The sequence below is a fragment of the Rhodococcus maanshanensis NBRC 100610 genome, assembly GCF_001894865.1.
GTDB lineage: Bacteria > Actinomycetota > Actinomycetes > Mycobacteriales > Mycobacteriaceae > Rhodococcus_G > Rhodococcus_G maanshanensis.
Window position 1 is genome coordinate 1 of record NZ_BCXA01000014.1, and the last position, 17,082, is coordinate 17,082.

20 protein-coding genes are annotated in these 17,082 nt (G+C 71.1%); 11 read left to right on the forward strand and 9 right to left on the reverse strand.

Translation table 11 applies throughout. From position 1 onward, the window contains the following. Positions 1–259 precede the first annotated feature (259 nt). On the forward strand, positions 260–1,396 hold the full coding sequence (locus RM1_RS07780) for an acyltransferase family protein (protein WP_072750816.1): 1,137 nt from the start codon (positions 260–262) through the stop codon (positions 1,394–1,396). Here the strand turns inward: RM1_RS07780 and RM1_RS07785 are convergent. Beyond that, complete coding sequence (locus RM1_RS07785; RefSeq protein WP_072750765.1) at positions 1,318–1,710, reverse strand: hypothetical protein; 393 nt, start codon at positions 1,708–1,710, stop codon at positions 1,318–1,320. The genes RM1_RS07780 and RM1_RS07785 overlap by 79 nt on opposite strands. A 125-nt stretch (positions 1,711–1,835) precedes the next feature. Between RM1_RS07785 and msrA the strand changes: the two genes are divergently transcribed. Continuing rightward, positions 1,836–2,546, forward strand: coding sequence for a peptide-methionine (S)-S-oxide reductase MsrA (gene msrA / locus RM1_RS07790; protein WP_072750766.1), 711 nt, complete (start codon positions 1,836–1,838; stop codon positions 2,544–2,546). A 16-nt stretch (positions 2,547–2,562) separates the two neighbouring features. Here msrA and RM1_RS07795 read toward each other — a convergent pair whose 3' ends face one another. Beyond that, positions 2,563–3,492, reverse strand: coding sequence for an LLM class F420-dependent oxidoreductase (locus RM1_RS07795; protein WP_072750767.1), 930 nt, complete (start codon positions 3,490–3,492; stop codon positions 2,563–2,565). Between the two features lie 73 nt (positions 3,493–3,565). Between RM1_RS07795 and RM1_RS07800 the strand changes: the two genes are divergently transcribed. Genes RM1_RS07800 through RM1_RS07815 form a run of 4 tightly spaced genes read left to right on the forward strand, consistent with a single transcriptional unit; the run spans position 3,566 to position 6,572 of the window. Then, the gene (locus RM1_RS07800) at positions 3,566–3,910 is read left to right on the forward strand and encodes a rhodanese-like domain-containing protein (protein ID WP_072750768.1); all 345 of its coding nucleotides are present in this window, start codon (positions 3,566–3,568) and stop codon (positions 3,908–3,910) included. After that, positions 3,911–4,879 (forward strand): DUF4328 domain-containing protein, encoded by a 969-nt coding sequence (locus RM1_RS07805; RefSeq protein ID WP_072750769.1) that lies wholly within the window; start codon positions 3,911–3,913, stop codon positions 4,877–4,879. Further along, complete coding sequence (locus tag RM1_RS07810) at positions 4,876–5,634, forward strand: glycerophosphodiester phosphodiesterase (RefSeq protein ID WP_072750770.1); 759 nt, start codon at positions 4,876–4,878, stop codon at positions 5,632–5,634. Before RM1_RS07805 ends, RM1_RS07810 begins: the two co-directional genes overlap by 4 nt. Positions 5,635–5,657: 23 nt before the next feature. Further along, positions 5,658–6,572 (forward strand): DUF5926 family protein, encoded by a 915-nt coding sequence (locus tag RM1_RS07815; RefSeq protein ID WP_072750771.1) that lies wholly within the window; start codon positions 5,658–5,660, stop codon positions 6,570–6,572. An 81-nt stretch (positions 6,573–6,653) separates the two neighbouring features. Here RM1_RS07815 and RM1_RS07820 read toward each other — a convergent pair whose 3' ends face one another. Both RM1_RS07820 and RM1_RS07825 read right to left on the reverse strand, forming a co-directional pair. Continuing rightward, positions 6,654–7,592: an NADP-dependent oxidoreductase gene (locus tag RM1_RS07820; protein ID WP_174562929.1), complete on the reverse strand. Its 939-nt coding sequence runs from the start codon at positions 7,590–7,592 to the stop codon at positions 6,654–6,656. 27 nt (positions 7,593–7,619) lie between these two features. After that, complete coding sequence (locus RM1_RS07825) at positions 7,620–8,078, reverse strand: carboxymuconolactone decarboxylase family protein (protein ID WP_027501921.1); 459 nt, start codon at positions 8,076–8,078, stop codon at positions 7,620–7,622. Between the two features lie 50 nt (positions 8,079–8,128). Between RM1_RS07825 and pdxR the strand changes: the two genes are divergently transcribed. Then, positions 8,129–9,529, forward strand: a complete 1,401-nt coding sequence (gene pdxR / locus RM1_RS07830) for a MocR-like pyridoxine biosynthesis transcription factor PdxR (RefSeq protein ID WP_072750772.1) — start codon at positions 8,129–8,131, stop codon at positions 9,527–9,529. Between the two features lie 67 nt (positions 9,530–9,596). On the opposite strand, the gene RM1_RS07835 is transcribed toward pdxR, so the two are convergent. From RM1_RS07835 to RM1_RS07855, 5 genes are all read right to left on the reverse strand, one after another. Then, positions 9,597–10,145, reverse strand: a complete 549-nt coding sequence (locus tag RM1_RS07835) for a ferritin (RefSeq protein ID WP_027501923.1) — start codon at positions 10,143–10,145, stop codon at positions 9,597–9,599. A gap of 98 nt (positions 10,146–10,243) precedes the next feature. After that, entirely contained in the window at positions 10,244–10,789 is a 546-nt protein-coding gene (locus tag RM1_RS07840) for a ferritin (RefSeq protein WP_072750773.1), read from the reverse strand. Positions 10,790–10,819: 30 nt separating this feature from the next. Beyond that, positions 10,820–12,052: an LCP family protein gene (locus tag RM1_RS07845; RefSeq protein WP_072750774.1), complete on the reverse strand. Its 1,233-nt coding sequence runs from the start codon at positions 12,050–12,052 to the stop codon at positions 10,820–10,822. 241 nt (positions 12,053–12,293) lie between these two features. Beyond that, entirely contained in the window at positions 12,294–13,103 is an 810-nt protein-coding gene (locus RM1_RS07850; protein ID WP_072750775.1) for a CPBP family intramembrane glutamic endopeptidase, read from the reverse strand. 22 nt (positions 13,104–13,125) lie between these two features. After that, positions 13,126–13,896, reverse strand: a complete 771-nt coding sequence (locus RM1_RS07855; protein ID WP_072750818.1) for a DUF2470 domain-containing protein — start codon at positions 13,894–13,896, stop codon at positions 13,126–13,128. A gap of 170 nt (positions 13,897–14,066) precedes the next feature. Between RM1_RS07855 and RM1_RS07860 the strand changes: the two genes are divergently transcribed. The 4 genes from RM1_RS07860 to RM1_RS07875 are packed head-to-tail and all read left to right on the forward strand — an operon-like array spanning position 14,067 to position 17,050. After that, positions 14,067–14,801, forward strand: a complete 735-nt coding sequence (locus RM1_RS07860; protein WP_245816134.1) for a hypothetical protein — start codon at positions 14,067–14,069, stop codon at positions 14,799–14,801. Positions 14,802–14,840: 39 nt separating this feature from the next. After that, the gene (gene pheA, locus RM1_RS07865) at positions 14,841–15,758 is read left to right on the forward strand and encodes a prephenate dehydratase (protein WP_072750776.1); all 918 of its coding nucleotides are present in this window, start codon (positions 14,841–14,843) and stop codon (positions 15,756–15,758) included. Between the two features lie 4 nt (positions 15,759–15,762). Beyond that, on the forward strand, positions 15,763–16,437 hold the full coding sequence (locus tag RM1_RS07870; protein ID WP_072750777.1) for a histidine phosphatase family protein: 675 nt from the start codon (positions 15,763–15,765) through the stop codon (positions 16,435–16,437). A 4-nt stretch (positions 16,438–16,441) separates the two neighbouring features. Next, positions 16,442–17,050, forward strand: a complete 609-nt coding sequence (locus RM1_RS07875) for a TetR/AcrR family transcriptional regulator (RefSeq protein ID WP_072750778.1) — start codon at positions 16,442–16,444, stop codon at positions 17,048–17,050. Positions 17,051–17,082 lie beyond the last annotated feature (32 nt).

Below are 17,082 nucleotides of genomic sequence, written 5' to 3' on the forward strand. Positions count from 1 at the left end.
TCCCTTCCTTACGGGCGCGTACGCCCGGCGTGTACCAAGTCGATTTTGGGTCGATCCTTCTCGGGCATAACCCAATCTCATTCGTACACCGTCCGCAAGATTTGCGACCAGGCGGGCGCGTATGCCAGTGACGCGTCCGGGGGCGTCGCCGCACGCCCTGTTTTCCGACACCGGTTCGTCCGGTCGGTGAACAAAACCTTAATATTGCGTGGTGCTCCGACTGCAACACGTTTCCGTGCGCGCGTCTTCGCCGCCTCGGATCGAGTTCGCCGGGGCCAATCTCCTCCGTGCGATCGCGGTGCTCGCCGTCATCTATTCGCACATCTCGTACTACCTGATCGACGACCTCGGCTCCGGCTGGTGGCTGATCGACGGCGTCTACACGGTGCTGGTCGCCGGTGGCGGGCTCAACCAGCATCTTTCGTTCCTCGGTGTCGCGATCTTCATGATGCTCACGGGGCTGATGCTCACCGCGTCGGCCACCCGGCACAGCCCAGGGCGATTCCTCTTCAACCGGGTCGGACGGCTGCTGCCCGCGCTGTGGGTGGCGGTCCTGATTGCCATCGTCCTGGTGCGTCTCGGCATCAACGGGATGTTCAGCGGCCAGGACGGGATCTCGAACTCCGAGGCGGCGCTCAGCTTCGTGCTCGGCGGGTTCTTCCTCACGCCCGAGGTCGCGGTGCTCGGGGTCACCTGGACCCTGGTCGTGCAGGTCCTGTTCTACCTGTACTGCGTCGCGGCCCGGCCGCTGCTGAGGACGATCCCGATCGCGGTGCCCCTCGCGGGCGCGGCGCTGTGCAGCGCGGTGCTGCTCTACAACCTGTACGTGCCGCAGCCGTACGCGGTGCCGATGCTGTCCAAGGTCGCCGCCACCCTGCCCGCGGTGTTCATGGGCCAGATCATCTACCTGGGCTGGGCGCGACTGGCGGACTGGCGCTGGGTCATCGTGGCGACCATGGCTCAGGCCGAGGTGGTGCGCCTGGCCACCGACAGTCACGTCTACTGGGCGGGGGACCGCTACCTGTGGACCATGTTCGTGGTCACCTGCGCGGTGTTGGTACTGGTGCGGTACGACGGCTACCTCGGCCGCTCGAGTGTCGTGCGGTGGACCGCGACCCGCAGCTACGCGATCTACCTGCTGCACACGCTGATCCTGTACCGGGTGTACGAGAACACCGTCGGCTACCTGGGCCGGACGGGCGCGGTGCTCGCCTTCCTGCTGGTGACGGCAGGCGCGGCGGAACTGCTGTACCGGTTCGTGGAGGTGCCCGCGAGCCGATGGATCGGCGCGCAGTCACACCGCTTCGGGCGGTCCGATCAGAGCACGACGAACGCGACGACGCCGACGATCACGAGGACCAGCACGCCGATCAGGACCGCGGGCGCGATCGACTGACGCCCGCGCGCTTGTCGATCGTGCGCGACCGCGGGTTCCGGAGCGAGCCAGGGCGGGCTGACCGGGGGCGCGCCGAACTCGGGGTCGGCAGGCGCGATCACGGGCTCGGTCGGAGCAGGGGGCGCCGGCCTCGCGATCACGGGCTCGGTCGGCTTCGGCGGCGCGGGCAGCGGCGCCGCGACAACCGGCGGCGCCGAGCGGGGCTGCCCGGATCGCTGCTGCGCGGGTTTCGGGTCCGGTCGCGTTGCGCCCCACTTGAACGGCGGCGGGAACGGAGATCCCTGCGCGTCGCCCTCGGGTTCCTGAGGTGACATCTGCGCCTCCTGCCACGACGGTCGGCCCCCCGACTGCACCGGCGAGCTTACCGAGGCGCGCGGGTGCCGAGCCCGAGGAACGCCGACGGAACTGCTGCCGCGGCGGCCGCGCGTAGCATCGGATCATGTCCTGGTACGACGACATCCTCGGCCGCTCGGCGGCGAAAACTGCGATCGTGACGGCCGAAGAGGCGCTGCCCGGCCGCACCCAGCCGCTGCCTGTTCCCGGCGCCCACTACGTCAACGGGCACCCGCTGACCCCGCCGTTCCCGGAGGGAATGCAGACCGCGGTCGTCGGCATGGGCTGCTTCTGGGGCGCCGAGAAGGAGTACTGGCAGCTCGACGGCGTGTACAGCACCGCGGCCGGGTACGCGGGCGGGTTCACCCCGAACCCCACGTACGAGGAGGTCTGCTCGGGCCGGACCGGGCACACCGAGGTGGTGCTCGTGGTCTTCGATCCGGCGGTAATCGGCTACGCGAGTGTGCTGCAGCAGTTCTGGGAGAACCACGACCCCACGCAGGGTCTGCGGCAGGGCAACGACCACGGCTCCCAGTACCGTTCCGCGATCTACACCACCGACGACGGGCAGCAGGCGATCGCGCACGCCACCGCGGAGACGTTCGCGGTCCGGTTGGCCGACGCCGGGTACGGGGCGATCACCACCGAGATCGCCCCGCTCCGCGAGTTCTACTACGCCGAGGACTATCACCAGCAGTACCTCGCCAAGAACCCCGGCGGCTACTGCCCTGTGCACGCCACCGGCGTCAGCTGCCCGGTCGGGCTGCTGAAGCAGGACGAGGTGCCAGCGCAGAAGGACATCCTGCCGCCGAGCTGAACCGACCGCCCGACGTTCAGTCGAGCTGCGGCAGCACCTCGTTCGCGACCAGCTCCAGGTGGTCGAGGTCCTCGAGGTCGAGGGTCTGCAGGTAGATCCGGCTCGCCCCGAGCTCGCCATACCGTCCGATCTTGTCGACGAGCTCGGCGGGCGACCCGGCAGCGCCGTTCTCCCGCAGCTCGGCGACCTCCCGCCCGATGCGCGCGGCGCGGGCGGCGAGCTCGCTCTCGGTGCGGCCGCAGCAGAGCACCAGCGCATTGGAGTAGGTGAGCTCGGCTGGGTCGCGGTCGATCGTGCGGCAGGCCTGGCGCACCCGCTCGAACTGGGTGGCGGTGCCGTCGAGGGAGACGAACGGCAGGTTGAACTCGTCGGCGTAGCGGGCCGTCAGCTCGGGGGTGCGGCGCTTGCCCATGCCGCCCATGATGATCGGCGGCCCGGCATGGTGGAACGGCTTCGGCAGCGCGGGCGAGTCCTCGATGCGGTGGTGCGCGCCGTCGAAGGAGAAGGTCTCGCCGACCGGGGTCTCCCACATGCCGGTGATCACCGCCAGCGATTCCTCGAGCCGGTCGAAGCGCTCCTTCAGCGACGGGAAGGGGATGCCGTAGGCGAGGTGCTCCTCCTCGTACCACCCGGCGCCGATGCCGAACTCCACCCGGCCTTCGCTCATCGCATCCACCTGGGCCACGCTGATCGCCAGCGGACCCGGGTAGCGGAACGTCGCGGAGGTGACCAGCGTGCCGAGCCGGATCGACGACGTCTCGCGGGCGAGGCCGGCCAGGGTGATCCAGGCATCGGTGGGGCCGGGCAGCCCGTCGGAGTTCATCGCCAGGTAGTGGTCGGATCGGAAGAAGGCTCCGTAGCCGAGGTCCTCGGCGGCCTGCGCGACGCGCAGCAACTGCTCGTAGGTGGCGCCCTGCTGCGGTTCGGTGAAGATTCTCAGCTCCATGCGTGCCAGCCTGCCGTATCCGGCGCGGGCGCTCCACCGACGAGCCGCAGCCGAACGTGACAGTATCGATGGTGTGAGCTTTGGTGACGTGCCCTCGGTGCCCGCTGCGGAGGTACCGGCCGAGCTGTCCGACTCGGTGATCCTGCTGGACGTGCGTGAGGACGATGAGTGGGCGGACGGGCACGCGCCCGGCGCGCTGCACATCCCGATGGTCGACGTCCCCGCGCGGATGACCGAGATCGACATCGACGCCGAGGTGTACGTGGTGTGCCGTTCGGGTGGCCGGTCGATGCGGGTGGTCGAATACCTCAACCAGGTCGGGTTCGACGCGGTGAACGTCATCGACGGGATGGTGGCCTGGCAGAAATGTGGCCGGCCGTTGACCGCCGACGGCGGCGGGTCGGCAAAGATCTACTAGATGAGCACCGTTCAGGTCTGTGCGCGCTGCGCCGCCCGATGGCCGGTCGTCGGGGGCCCGGCGCAGTGGTGCCCGCGGTGCCACGGCGTGCTGCTCTCGCCGACGGACCCGGCGCGCCCGGAACCGCCGAACCTGCGCAACTTCCGGTGGGTCGCCCGACGGCCAGGGGCGGCGGCAACGCGGGCCCCCGCGACCAGGAACCCGACCGAACCGGGCCCGCCGTCCTACCGCGAGATCCCCCGCTGGGGCCTGCGCGACGTGCCCCCCGCGCCCGACGGGGAACCGGTGGCCGGGCGTCGTGAGCAGCTCGCCGAGCTGGCTCCCGCCCTGCTCAGCGCCACCGCGGCGCTGTTCGCGCTGGCTGCGCTCGCCGAACTGTTCCGCTACGGGTTGCTGCTGCGCAACCGGAGCACGTTGATCGGGCCGGGGCTGCTCGCCGTGTCCGACGGGCTGGTCGGCGCGGCAGGCCTGCTCGCCCCGATCGTCGCCGTGTGCGCCGCCGTGGCCGGCGTCGGCTGGCTGGTGGGGGCCCGGCGACGGGCCTTCGCCCGCAGCGGGCACGTCGACCCGCGCCGCCCGTCGACGCTCGCCCTCGGCTGCCTGGTCCCGGTGGTGAACCTGGCGATGCCGGGGGTGTTCCTGACCGAGCTGGACGAGCCGGACCCGCAGACGCGCAAGCTGATCCGGGTGTGGTGGGGCACCTGGGCCTGCGGCGGTGTGCTCTTCGCGGTGAATCTGTGGTGGCGCACGCTGGACTCGCTGCAGGCGCAGGCCGACGGGGTGCTGCTCGCGGCGGTCACCGATCTGGTGGCGGTCGCGGTTGCGGTGTTGACGTTGCTGGTCATCCACCGCGTCGACGGTCTGAGCCCGACCGGGAAGCAGCGCGAGCTCACCCGCTGGGTCGTCGCGGTACCCGAGCAGACCGAGCCGACCAAGACCCAGGAGCGCGTGGAAGCGGGGACGTCGTGAGCCCCGACCATCGAAGTCCCCGCGTCGTCGCGCACCGCGGCGCATCAGCCGCCCTGCCCGAACACACCCTCGCCGCGTACGAGCTGGCCCTCGACCAGGGCGCCGACGGGCTGGAATGCGACGTTCGGCTGACCCGCGACGGACACCTGGTGTGCGTGCACGACCGACGCATCGACCGCATTTCGTCGGGCACCGGGCTGGTCAGCGAGATGACGCTCAAGCACCTCAACGAGCTCGAGTTCGGTGCCAACGGGGAGCCGGTGCTCACCCTCGCTCAGCTGATCTCGCTGGTGCTCGACCACACCAGCCGCCCGATCAAGCTCTTCATCGAGACCAAACACCCGGTCCGCTTCGGCGGGCTGGTGGAGAGCAAGGTGCTCGCGGAGCTGTCCCGGTTCGGGCTGTCCTCGCCCGCGTCCGCTGACCACTCCCGCGCGGTCATCATGTCGTTCTCGGCGGCCGCGGTCTGGCGGATCCGCCGGTCGGCGCCGCTGCTGCCGACGGTGCTGCTCGGGGAGTCGTCCCGATACCTGGGTGGCGGCGCGGCGACCACCGTTGGCGCCACCGCGGTCGGCCCGTCCATCAAGTCGTTGCGCGAGCACCCGGAGATCGTGAACCGGGCGGCCGCGGCGGGCAGGGCCACGTACTGCTGGACGGTCGACGACTTCGACGACGTCCAGCTGTGCCGGGAGCTCGGTGTCGGCTGGATCGCCACCAACCATCCGGGCCGGACCAAGGAGTGGCTCGCCCGGTAGCCGCGACGTGTAGGTTTCCCGACGTGGGTAAGAGCAAAAGAAACAGTGGTCCGAAGCCCGGCAGCAACCGCGCGGCGAAGCTCGCCGAGCGCCGCGCCGCCCAGGAGAGCGCCGCGGCCGCCGCGGTGCCGCGCCCGTTCGAGGGCCTGGCAGCCGAGTGCGATCTCGTCGCGATGCGCGAGTTCGTCCCGTCCGCAACGGCGACGTTGCCGCTGACCGGCGGCGAGCGCACGGTCGTCGCCGCGACGGTGCTGCCCGGCGCGGTGGCGGGCCTCGTCCGCGACGAAACCGACTCCGCGACAGGATTCGTCGGCCTGCAGGTGCCCGGCCAGTCCACCGATCTCTCGGCCGATCTGGCCGCCGCCGTCAACTGGGCCGCCACCGCGGAGCCGGGGCAGTCCCTCGCCGCGGCCGACGCCGAGCCGGGCGGACCGCGCCTCGGCGACGTGATCGAGGCGGGCACGCTGCTGGAGATCAGCGTGCACCAGGACTTCAACTGGTGGATCCCGGAGGGCGTCACGCCCGCCCCGGAGGTCGCCGCCACGGTCGAGCAGGCCAACTCGGTGATCATGCCGTCCGCTCGCCTCGAGAGCGAGGGCGTCGTCGCCGCGTGGTGGGTCGACGCGGGGGAGAAGGCGCACCTGCGCTGGGTCCGGCCCGAGGACGAGGACCAGCTGATGCTGGCCCTGGCCCGCGTGCACGCGTCCGGTGGGCTGCATCTCGGCGAGGGGTCGCGGTACGCCGGGTCGTTCCGCACCCACGGTCTGCTGGTCCCGGTGTTCGACCTCGACCCCGAGCGGCACGCCCAGGAGTGGGCGCCTGCGACCGCGGAGCTCGGCGAGCGGCTGGCCGACGCGCTTGCCGTCGACGCGCCGCTCACCTCCGACGAGCTGCGCTCGCGCGACGGCCTGCGCGCCCGTCAGGTCACCCTGCGCTGATCAGGAGCGGCTGCGCCGCCTGTGAGCGCTTACCGGGTCCCTGGACTCCACAAGCACGCACGGGCGGCGCGGCCGCACTCCTCATACGTCGAGGACGACCTTGCCGGGGATACCCCGTCGCTTGGCGAGAAACGCGGTCCGCGCCTCGGCGAGCGGGTAGGCGGCACCGACGTGGGGACGCAGTACCCCCTGCTCCGCCAGCCGCGCGAGTTCCAGGAGCTCGTGTCGGTCGGGTTCGACGATGAAGAAGACCGCGCGACCGTCGACGGGGGTGACCGGCGGCGGCGCCGTGATCGACACCAGCGTCCCACCGGGCCGCACGAGCGCGGCCGAGCGTGCCAGCACCTCCCCGCCGACCGTGTCGAACACCAGATCCACGGGGCCGAAACGGGTCTCGTCGAGGCCGCCGGACTCGAGCGTCACGTAATCGTCCGCGCCGTGACCGCGGGCCGTCTCCTCGCCCGCCGTCCGGCCCGTTGCGATGACCCGCGCCCCCGCGGCGTGCGCGAGCTGCACGACCAGCGAGCCGGTGCCGCCCGCGCCGCCGTGCACCACGACCGTCCGTCCGGATGCCTCGCCATACGTCAGTCCGCCGTGGCGGAAGAGTCCCTGCCATGCGGTGAGGCCGGCCAGGGGGAGTGCGGCGGCCTCCCGGAACCCGATCGCCTCGGGGATCGGGGCCAGGTTGCGGGCCTCCACGGCCACGAATTCGGCGGCGGCGCCGTCACGGTGCCAGTCGGTCAGCCCGAACACCCGGTCCCCGACCTCGAATCCGGTGGTGCCATAGGGGATCTCGCTGACGATCCCGGCGACCTCGTGGGCCGGGATGCTCGGGGTCCTGTCCCGGCCCGCCCGGTCCGTCCAGGTCCCCGGCCAGTCGAGCTCGTCCGGGACGAAGGAGGCGGCGCGAACGCGGACGATCACGTCGCCAGTTGCGGCCTGCGGGTACGGCGCCTCCTCGAGCACCAGGGCGTCCGGGTTGTCTGCGCCCCGGTTCTCCTGGATCCGAACGGCTCTCACTTCTCGATACCCCTCAGGGACGTCGGCTCAGCGGACCGGAGGGACACGGCGGGTGCTGACCGCGATCCGGTTCCACGAGTTGATGGTGAAGATGACGGCGATCAGCTGGGACAGCTCGCGCTCGTCGAACTGCTCTGCGGCCCTTGCGTACACCTCGTCGGGGACGAAGCCGTCGGTCAACACGGTGACCGCCTCGGTGAGGGCAAGGGCCGCGCGCTCCCGCTCGGTGTAGAGGTTCGGCACCTCCTCCCAGGCGTTGAGGAGGAAGAGCTTCTGCTCGCTGATACCGATCTTGCGGGCGTCCTGGGTGTGCATGTCGAGGCACCAGGCGCAGTGGTTGATCTGTGAGGCACGGGTGAGCACGAGCTCGACGAGGACCGGGTCGAGGCCCTTCTTGGCGGCCGCGTCGAGGGCGATCATCGCCTGGTAGACCTCGGGGGACTGCTTGAAGATGTTGACCCGCTGTGCTGTCTCGGTTGTCGTCATGGGAATGACTCTAGGCGGAGAATGGACCGAATGAGTGGTTCAATTGAGCGGTGGAATCTTGGGCCAATTCGGGGTTGGATCTACACCTCGACCTCCGTGGTCGCGGCGGCCTCCGCGCAGCGCTGATGGCGAGCCTCCGGGAGGACATCCGATCCGGACGGTTGGCGCCGGGTGCGCTGCTACCGCCCTCGCGCACGCTGGCCGCGGACCTCGGCGTCGCGCGGAACACCGTCGCGGACGCCTACGCCGAGCTGGTCGCCGAGGGCTGGCTGACCGCCCGCAGGGGGTCGGGCACCCGGGTGGCCCCGAGGGCCGCGCCCGTGGTCGACCCCCGGACCCCGCGGCCCGCCCCGCCGGTCCGACCCGCGCACAACCTGATGCCCGGGTCCCCGGACGCCGCCTCGTTTCCGCGGGCCGCGTGGCTGGCCTCGACGCGCCGCGCCCTGACGGCGGCCCCGAGCGACGCGTTCGGGCCGGGTGACCCGAGAGGCCGTCCGGAGCTGCGAAAGGCATTGGCGGACTATCTGGCCCGCGCCCGCGGTGTGCGCGCGGACCCGGACCGCATGGTGGTCTGCGCGGGTACCGCACACGCACTGACCCTGCTCGCCCCGCTGCTGGGTGGGGCGGTCGCGGTCGAGGGCTACGGCCTACACGTGCACCGGGAACTGCTCGGCGCGGCGGGGGTGCGCACGCTGCCGCTGGCCGTCGACTCGGATGGCGCACGCGTCGACGAGCTCGCGCGGTCGGGGGCGGCAGCCGCACTGCTCACGCCCGCCCACCAGTTCCCGATCGGTGGGCCCCTGCATCCGGAACGCCGTGCGGCGGCGGTCGATTGGGCGGGCGCGTCGGGTGGCCTGATCCTCGAGGACGACTACGACGGCGAGTTCAGGTATGACCGCCAGCCGGTCGGGGCGATGCAGGACCTGGACCCCGACCGGGTCGTGTACCTGGGCTCTGTGAGCAAGAGCCTCTCGCCCGCGCTGCGCCTGGGATGGATGGTGCTGCCCGACCGCCTCGTCGATCCCGTGCTCGGGGTCAAGGGCGTCTGGGAGCGGTGGGTCGGCGTGCCCGACCAGCTGACGCTCGCGGACTTCGTCGACTCGGGTCGATACGACCGCCAGATCCGGCTGATGCGAGGCCGCTATCACCGGCGCCGCGACCAGCTGGTGGCCACCCTCGCGGACCGGGCTCCCGCAGTCCGGGTCACGGGCATCGCGGCGGGTCTGCATGCGGTGCTGGACCTGCCGTCCGGCACCGAGGCCAGGGTCCTGTCGGCCGCCGCCGCGGAAGGCCTTGCGGTGGGAGCGCTGTCGACCTTCCGGCACCCGGACGCGCGCGACGACCCGCGGGACGGTCTTGTGGTCGGGTACGGGGCCCCCGCCGAGCACGCCTTCGCGGGGGCGCTGGAGGCGCTGTGCCGGGCGCTGGGTGAAGTCGCCCGACTCGGCTGAAACGCAGAGCGGCCGAATGCGTGTGCGGGGCACACACATTCGGCCGCGAAGCTGCGCCAGGGATCGGCTAGATCGACCCGCCCGCGGCGGGAGGGGCGCCCGAGGCGTCCTTCACGACATTCATCTCGCGGGCGACGAAGTCCTCGAGGTGGAACAGATTGTTGCCTGCCCGATCGGCGATCGCGAGCAGGGTGGTCATGGAGGCGACCTCCTCGACCTGCTCCTTGAGGAACCACTGCATGAACTGCTCGCCGAGGTAGTCGCCCTCCTCGCGAGCGGTGCTCGCGAGCTGGATGATCTGGTCGGTGACCACCTGCTCCTGCTTGAGGGCCAGCGCGATCGGTTCGCGGGTGTTCTCGAAGTGCGACTTCGATGCGTCGACGCCACTGAGTTCCACGGTCATGTCCCGATCCAGGAAGTACTGGACGATCATCATCGCGTGGTTGCGTTCCTCGACGGCCTGTGAATAGAAATGCTTGGCCAGCTGGGGGAGATCCGCGTTGTCGAAAAAGACCGCCGTCGCGATGTACTGATGCGAGGCGTTGAATTCGTTGCGGATCTGATCATGCAGAAGCGCGTGAAATTTGGTCCGATGAGTGTCTGCGGAATCGCTCATGCGGCGAAACGATATAGCTGGTCAGGCCGCATGTCATCCAAGTCCAGCCTTATTGAGGCCAGTATTCCCTAATTGAGTCGAACCTAATTGAGTCGAGCCTAAATAGCGCCACCGGCCGGTTTCGGAGCGCCGGAATCGGCCTTCACCGGCGAGTTCATCTCCCGCGCGACGAAATCCTCTATGGCGAACAGGTTCTCGCCCGCCCGGTCGACGATGGTGAGGAGGGTGGTCATCGAGGCGACCTCCTCGACCTGCTCCTTGAGGAACCACTGCATGAACTGCTCGCCCAGATAGTCGCCGGTGTCGCGGGCGGTGCGGGCGAGCCTGGTGATCTGGTCGGTGACCTGTCGCTCCTGCTCGAGCGCCAACTCGACGGGCGCGCGCACCGAGTCGAATTCGGTGACCACGGAGTCGATCCCGGGGATGGTGACCTCGATGTCGTTGTCGATGAGGTACTGGATCATCATCATCGCGTGGTTGCGTTCCTCGTTGGCCTGCCCGTAGAAGCGGGCCGCCAGCTGGGGGAGGTCGTACCCGTCGAAGAACACCGCGACCGCGATGTACTGCTGCGAGGCGGTGAACTCGTTGCGCACCTGGTCACGGAGAAGGTCGTGGAACTCGTTGCCCGGCCGGGAATTGGTCATGGCGGACACGCTACCGGCGCGGACCCCGGATCAGGGCCCCGTGGTGATCAGCGACTCCGGCACCGGCTTGTCCTCGGCGAGCGCGCCGAAGAACTGCGAGGCGCGCTCGCGATCCCAGATGAGTACGTTGCCCGAGTCGACGTCCTCGAAGCCGGCGATCGGGACGGTGGTCGTGATCGGGCCGCCGCGCATCGCCCAGCCGAGGCCGGCGAGGTTCCACAGGTGGTCGTCCTCGTCCACCTGGAGCGAACCCGCCGTCTTGGTCACCGTCGGCCAGAGCCGGAACGGATTGATCATGGTGCTGACGCTGGTCGCCTTGTCCAGCAGCGCAGACATGAACGCGCGCTGGTTCTTCATCCGGTCGAGGTCCGCGAGCGGGGTGGCCCTGGTCCGGACGAAGCCGAGCGCCTGGGAACCGGTCAGGTCCTGGCAGCCCGGTTGCAGGTTGATTCCCGCTAGCGGGTCGTCGATCGGGTAGGGCACACAGAGGTTGACGCCGCCGAGGGCGTCGACGATGCCGGCGAATCCGCCGAAACCGATCTCCGCGTAGTGGTCCATCCGCAGTCCGGTCGCGCCCTCGACGGTCTGCACCAGCAGCTGCGGCCCGCCCTGCGCGAACGCCGCGTTGATCTTGTCGCGGCCCCAGCCGGGGATGGGCACATAGGAATCGCGCGGAATGGACACCATGGTGGCCTTCCCGCTCTTGGGGATGTGCACGACGATGATCGTGTCGGTGCGGCCCTCCCCGACGTCGCCGCCGGTCGCGAGGGCGGCCTCCTCCTCCGGGGTCATCCCGGCGCGGCTGTCCGAGCCGACCAGCAGCCAGTTGGTGCCAGGGGTGTCGCCGATCCGGTCCGGATAGTCGGCGAGTGCGTCGACGCGGTTCAGCCCGCGGTCCAGGTAGACGACGGAGCCGCCGACGAGGACCAGCAGCGCCATCAGGACGAGCCCGATCCGTCTGCCCCAGTGCGCCTTCCGGCGCGTCTTCGCCGGACGGGGCGGCTGCGGGGGCGGGGCGGGGGGACCGGTGCGGCGGGGCGGCTGGGGCGGTGCACCGACGTGACCGGCCTGCCTGCGGTACGGGTCGTCATAGGGCTGCGGTGTCTGGGTCGGCGCGTAGGGGGACCCGGCCTGGGGGCGGTGCGCCCTGGCCGGGTCGGTTCCGCCGGGGCGGGCGCCGTGTTGGGGCGCCGGCTCGGGGGCCTGCGACCAGGCGCGCGCGCCCTGCTGGGGTTCGGCGCGGCGGCCGTCGCGCCGGATCACCTGGGTGCCCTCGGGGCCGGGGGGCATCGGCCTGCCCTGGCCCTGGGGCGGTGGCACGCGCCGCGGCGGCATCGGCTGGCCCTGACGCGGCTGCTGTGGCGGGAGGGGGCGGCCCTGCTGCGGTGGCATCGGACGACCCTGCGGGGGCTGCGGCCCGCGCGGCGGCACACCGCGGTCCCACCGCGGATCGCGGGGGTCGCGGTACTGGGGATTGTCGCCGTTCACGGCTCGACTCTACTGGTCAGGGCAGCCAGGACACGTGGCCACGCAGGGCGGTGTAACCGACGAAGGCGACCGCGTCGATCAGCCAGTGCGCGACGATCAGCGGCCACAGCCGGTTGGTCCGCTGCCAGTACCGGCCGAGGACGAGGCCCATCGCGACGTTGCCGATCCCACCGCCGAGGCCCTGATAGAGGTGATAGCTGCCGCGCAGCAGCGAGGAGGCCAGCAGCGACGAGTTCTCGCTCCAGCCGAGCCTGCGCAACCGCGAGATCAGGTACGCGACGACCAGCACCTCCTCCGCGCCGGAGTTCGCGAGCGCCCACAGCAGGAGCGTTGGCAGCCGCCACCAGTGCTCCTCGATGGTGCTGGGCAGCACGGTCAGGTTGGCGCCGACGGCGTTGGCGACCAGGTAGAGGGCGAGGCCGGGCAGCCCGATCAGTGCGGCAAGGCCGACGCCAGGCAGCAGGTCGGCGCGGGCTCGCGGTCGGCCGAGCCCGATCTTCGCGGGGCCGAGGCCACTGCGCCAGAGCAGGTACAGGCCGAGAGCGGCCCAGGCGCAGAGCCTGACGATGCCGAGCAGCTGGCGGCCGAGATCGATCCAGCCCTGCTCGGAACGGGAGACGTTCAGCGCCACTGTCTGGTCGGCCAGCCCGCCGGGAGCGAGCGCGTCCTCGACGAGGGAGAGGATGCCGGAAAGCCCGCTGAGCCCGAAGGTCACCAGCAGCACGATGGTGACCTCCAACCACAGCGCGCGACGGCCCGCGGCGTCGAGCGGCGGTTCGGTCTGTGGGGGCGGGGTAGGCCGGAGCCAGTCGTCGAACCGGGTCACACCGGTGAGGGTATGCCGCGCGTCAGCGCTGGGCGCGCAGGCCGTTCACGAACGGGCAGCCCACCAGCAGGCGCAGGGCGCGGCTCAGCTCGGTCACGTCGTCCACCGGTTGGGCGAAGGCCATCCGGACGTCGCTGTCGCCCGTCTCGCCCTCGACACGCAGCCGGATGCCGTATCGATCGATGCCGAGCGGGCGGACGCGGCCGGCACGCAGCGCCCGCGGCAATCGGCCCGCGAGCTGATCCACGAGTTCACCGTGGTCGGACTCCAGGTGTTCGAGCCAGGGGCCCTCGACCTCCCAGAACGGGTCGGGGCGGGCGGCGAGCAGCGCGTCCACCGGCACCGGCTCCGCGCCGTGCGAGTCGGCCACCACCGCCGAGTCCAGGATCAGCCGCAGCAGGGTGGTGGTGTGCCCGACGTCGAGCAACGCGGGGTCAGGGCGCTCGTCGGCGACGGCGGCCGCCAGTGCGCGAGAGGCCTCGGCGGGCACCGGGTGCAGGGCGCCGCGCAGCCAGACCAGCGACCGCACCGGTTCCCGAAGGGAGAGCGGGGTCAGGTCGGTGAGTTCGAGCACCGCGGGCAGTCCGGCTCGGCCCGCCTGCCAGGTCAGTGCCGTGGCGACCGAGTCGGTGCGGACGGTGAGCACCACGTCGCCGCAGGCCCGCAGGTGGTGCACGGAGACCTCGACGGGATCGCTGCCGTCGATGGCCAGCACCGCCTGCTGGGCTCGGGCGCAGGCGCTGCGGACCCGCTCCGCGGTCGATGGACCCTGGGTGGAGGTGGCAGCAGTCATGTGGCGCTCGCTTCGTTCGGTCGGGGCAACGGAGATGCCGATCACAATAGGTTAGCCATGCCTAAGTTACGGCAGGACTCGATGGCCCGCAAGATCTCCGGTGCGGCTGCGTGACACTGCTGCGCCTGCGGCTAGGTGACACTGCTCCGCCTGCGGCTACGGTGGGGACCGTGTCCACCCTGCTGACCCTCCATCCGCCGACCCCGAGCGATCGGCAGCCGCCCTTCACGGGCCTGCTCTCGCAGAGGTGCCCGGACGCGGCCGCGGTGCCGCGCAGGCGGCTCGGCGCCATCTTCGGTCCCCCCGTGCTGGCGGCGAGCGCACTCGGTTCGGGCCTGGACCATCCCGTCGTCGTCGTGCTCGACGTCGCGCCCGACACCCTCCCGTCGGACGGGCCCGCGGTCGCACGCTTCGACATCGACTGCAGCCTGGAACAGCTCGATGACGCCATCGAGCTGTCGCTGTCCGGGGAGTCGAACCCGCACCCGCTGACGGCGCCCCTCGCGGTGTTCGTCGCCCCCGACGACCACGCCGAGGCCGGCTGGGCGGCCGAGGTGGCCACCCGGATCGCCGATGCGGGCGCATACCCCGGACTGCGCGCGGGCCCGAGCCCCGACGAGGTGGCCGACTTCCTGGCGGTCCTCGCGCACTCCGATGCCGGCTTCGTGGCCAGGGCGGCCTCGGGCGCGGAGGCGCTGGCGATCCTCGCCGCAACGGTCGCGGCCCTGCGCGGGGACGACGTCCGGGCCGCGTTCGCCGCCCCGGACCCGACCCGAGTCGCCGGGCTGAACCAGGACGCAGCCGAGGCGCTCCGCACGGTGTTGCTGAGCATCGAGGTCGACGACGCCGAGGGGGCGGAGCGACACCTGGCGGCTCACGGGATCACGGCCACCGCCGCACCCTGAACCCCGGCTCGCATCGCGGCAGGTGAGTAACCTTGTCGTGTGCCTCGTATCGCCTACTTCGGACCGTCCGGAACGTTCACCGAGATGGCTCTCGCCCAGATGGAATCGGGCGGGGTCTTCGACGGTCCGGTGGAGCGGGTGTCCGCCCCCAGCCCGCCCGCCGCGCTCGACCTGGTGCGCGCGGGTGTCGTGGACGGGGCGGTCGTGCCCATCGAGAGCTCGGTCGAGGGTCCGGTGCCACCGACCATGGACTCCCTGGCCGCAGGCGAGCGGTTGCAGATCGTCGCGGAAACCGAACTGGACGTGAGTTTTACGATCCTGGGCCGCGCCGGGACGACCCTCGACCAGGTGCGCACCATCCGTGCGTACCCCGTCGCGGGTGCGCAGGTGCGGATGTGGATCGAGCGGAAACTGCCGGACGCCGTGGTCCAGTCCGCGTCCTCCAATGCCGGTGCGGCGGAGGATGTCGCGGCGGGGATCGCCGACGCCGCGGTGTCCACCGCGCTGGCCGGTGAACGACTCGGACTCAGTGTCCTCGCCGATTCGGTGGCCGACTTCGACGGCGCGCGAACGCGATTCGTCCTCGTGACCCGCCCGGCTCCGGTCCCCGCGGCCACAGGAGCGGACCGTACCGCGGTGGTGCTGCAGCTCAACAACGAACCCGGCTCCCTCGCGAGTGCGATGGCGGAGTTCTCCACCCGCGGAATCGATCTCACCCGGATCGAATCCCGGCCCACCCGTATCGAGTTCGGTACCTACCGGTTCTTCCTGGACTGCGTCGGACACCTCGAGGACACCGCGGTGGCCGAGGCGCTCAAGGCACTGCATCGCAAGCACGACGTCCGCTTCCTCGGTTCGTGGCCTGCCGCGAACCCCGGTGGGGTGCGGCCGCCGTCGGACGAGGAGGCGACCGAGTGGCTGCGCCGGATACGGTCCGGCGAATCGGACGGGAGGTGACGGCATGGGCAAGCTGATCCTGGTGCGCCACGGCCAGACCGAGGCGAACGTCGAGCGGCGGCTGGACACCCGGCTGCCAGGGGCCCGGCTCACCGAGTTCGGGGAGAGCCAGGCCCAGGCTCTCGGGCTCGCGGTGGCAGGCAGGGCGCCCCGCGCCCTGGTGGCCTCGCCTGCGTTGCGGGCGCGGCAGACGGCCCACTTCGTCGAGCGGGAATCGGGCATCACGGCGCAGGTGCGCGAGGGCATCCACGAGGCGCAGGCGGGGGAGCTGGAGGACCGCTCGGACCGTGAGTCGCACGAGCTGTTCATGAAGGTCTATCACTCCTGGCATGCAGGCGACCTCGGTGTGCGGGTGCCGGGCGGTGAGTCCGGGTACGACATCCTCGAGCGCTACGTGCCGGTGCTGAGTTCGCTGCGCGAGGAGTTCCTCGAGGAACCGGCGGACGAGGCCGACACCGGCGATGTGCTGGTGGTCAGCCACGGCGCCGCGATCCGTCTGGTCGCCGCCCAGCTCGCGGGCATCAACGGTGCCTTCTCCGCGAACACCCACCTGGACAACACCCAGACGGTGGAGCTGGTTCCCACCGCGAACGGGGGCTGGAAGTGCGTGCGGTGGGGTCTGCTGGTGCCGCCGTTCGAGCCCTTCGCCAGCGCCGGGCCCGACGACCCGATGGGCTGACGCGGTGCCCGAGTCCGATCGTGTGGACAAGCGCACCATGCGGTACGCAGGCAGGCGGGACGAGCTGCTCGCGTCGGTGACCGAGTACGTGATCGCCAACGGGGTCGGGGAGCTGTCCATGCGCCCGCTGGCCAAGGCGGTCGGGGTCTCGCACGCGTCGCTGTTGCATCACTTCGGCAGCAAGGAGAACCTGCTGGCCGAGGTGATCGAGGGGATGCGGGGGGAGTCGATCCCCGCTGAGCTGCTGGCCGAGTCCGGCGCCGACCCGATCGCCCTGCTCACCGGATGGTGGGAGGAGCGGACGGCGCCCGAGACGCTGCCGCGATTCCGGGTGATGCTCGAGATCTACGTGCAGGCCGTGCTCGAACCGGGCGGGCACGAGCGATTCCTCGAACACTTCGTCGGCCAGTGGCTGGCCGTGCTCGAACACGGCCTGCGCGGGGCAGGGTGTCCCGAGGAGCAGGTGCGACAGGTGGCCACGCTGATCCTCGCGCAGATCCGGGGCCTGACCCTGGACCTGCTCGCCACCGGGGACCGCGAGCGGGTGGACCGGGCTTTCGCCTTCCTCGTCGACGATCTCTCCGCCCGGGTCCGCGGCTGGGAGATTGCTTGACCGATCGGTAGGTCTACTTTATCGTCCTGTGT

Excerpts from the sequence above, each read along its gene's own strand:
- RM1_RS07785 (WP_072750765.1), bottom strand. The coding sequence starts at position 1,710 with ATGTCACCTCAGGAACCCGAGGGCGACGCGCAGGGATCTCCGTTCCCG.
- msrA (WP_072750766.1), top strand. The coding sequence starts at position 1,836 with ATGTCCTGGTACGACGACATCCTCGGCCGCTCGGCGGCGAAAACTGCG.
- RM1_RS07795 (WP_072750767.1), bottom strand. The coding sequence starts at position 3,492 with ATGGAGCTGAGAATCTTCACCGAACCGCAGCAGGGCGCCACCTACGAG.
- RM1_RS07805 (WP_072750769.1), top strand. The coding sequence starts at position 3,911 with ATGAGCACCGTTCAGGTCTGTGCGCGCTGCGCCGCCCGATGGCCGGTC.
- RM1_RS07825 (WP_027501921.1), bottom strand. The coding sequence starts at position 8,078 with ATGACGACAACCGAGACAGCACAGCGGGTCAACATCTTCAAGCAGTCC.
- RM1_RS07835 (WP_027501923.1), bottom strand. The coding sequence starts at position 10,145 with ATGAGCGATTCCGCAGACACTCATCGGACCAAATTTCACGCGCTTCTG.
- RM1_RS07840 (WP_072750773.1), bottom strand. The coding sequence starts at position 10,789 with ATGACCAATTCCCGGCCGGGCAACGAGTTCCACGACCTTCTCCGTGAC.
- RM1_RS07855 (WP_072750818.1), bottom strand. The coding sequence starts at position 13,896 with ATGACTGCTGCCACCTCCACCCAGGGTCCATCGACCGCGGAGCGGGTC.
- RM1_RS07870 (WP_072750777.1), top strand. The coding sequence starts at position 15,763 with ATGGGCAAGCTGATCCTGGTGCGCCACGGCCAGACCGAGGCGAACGTC.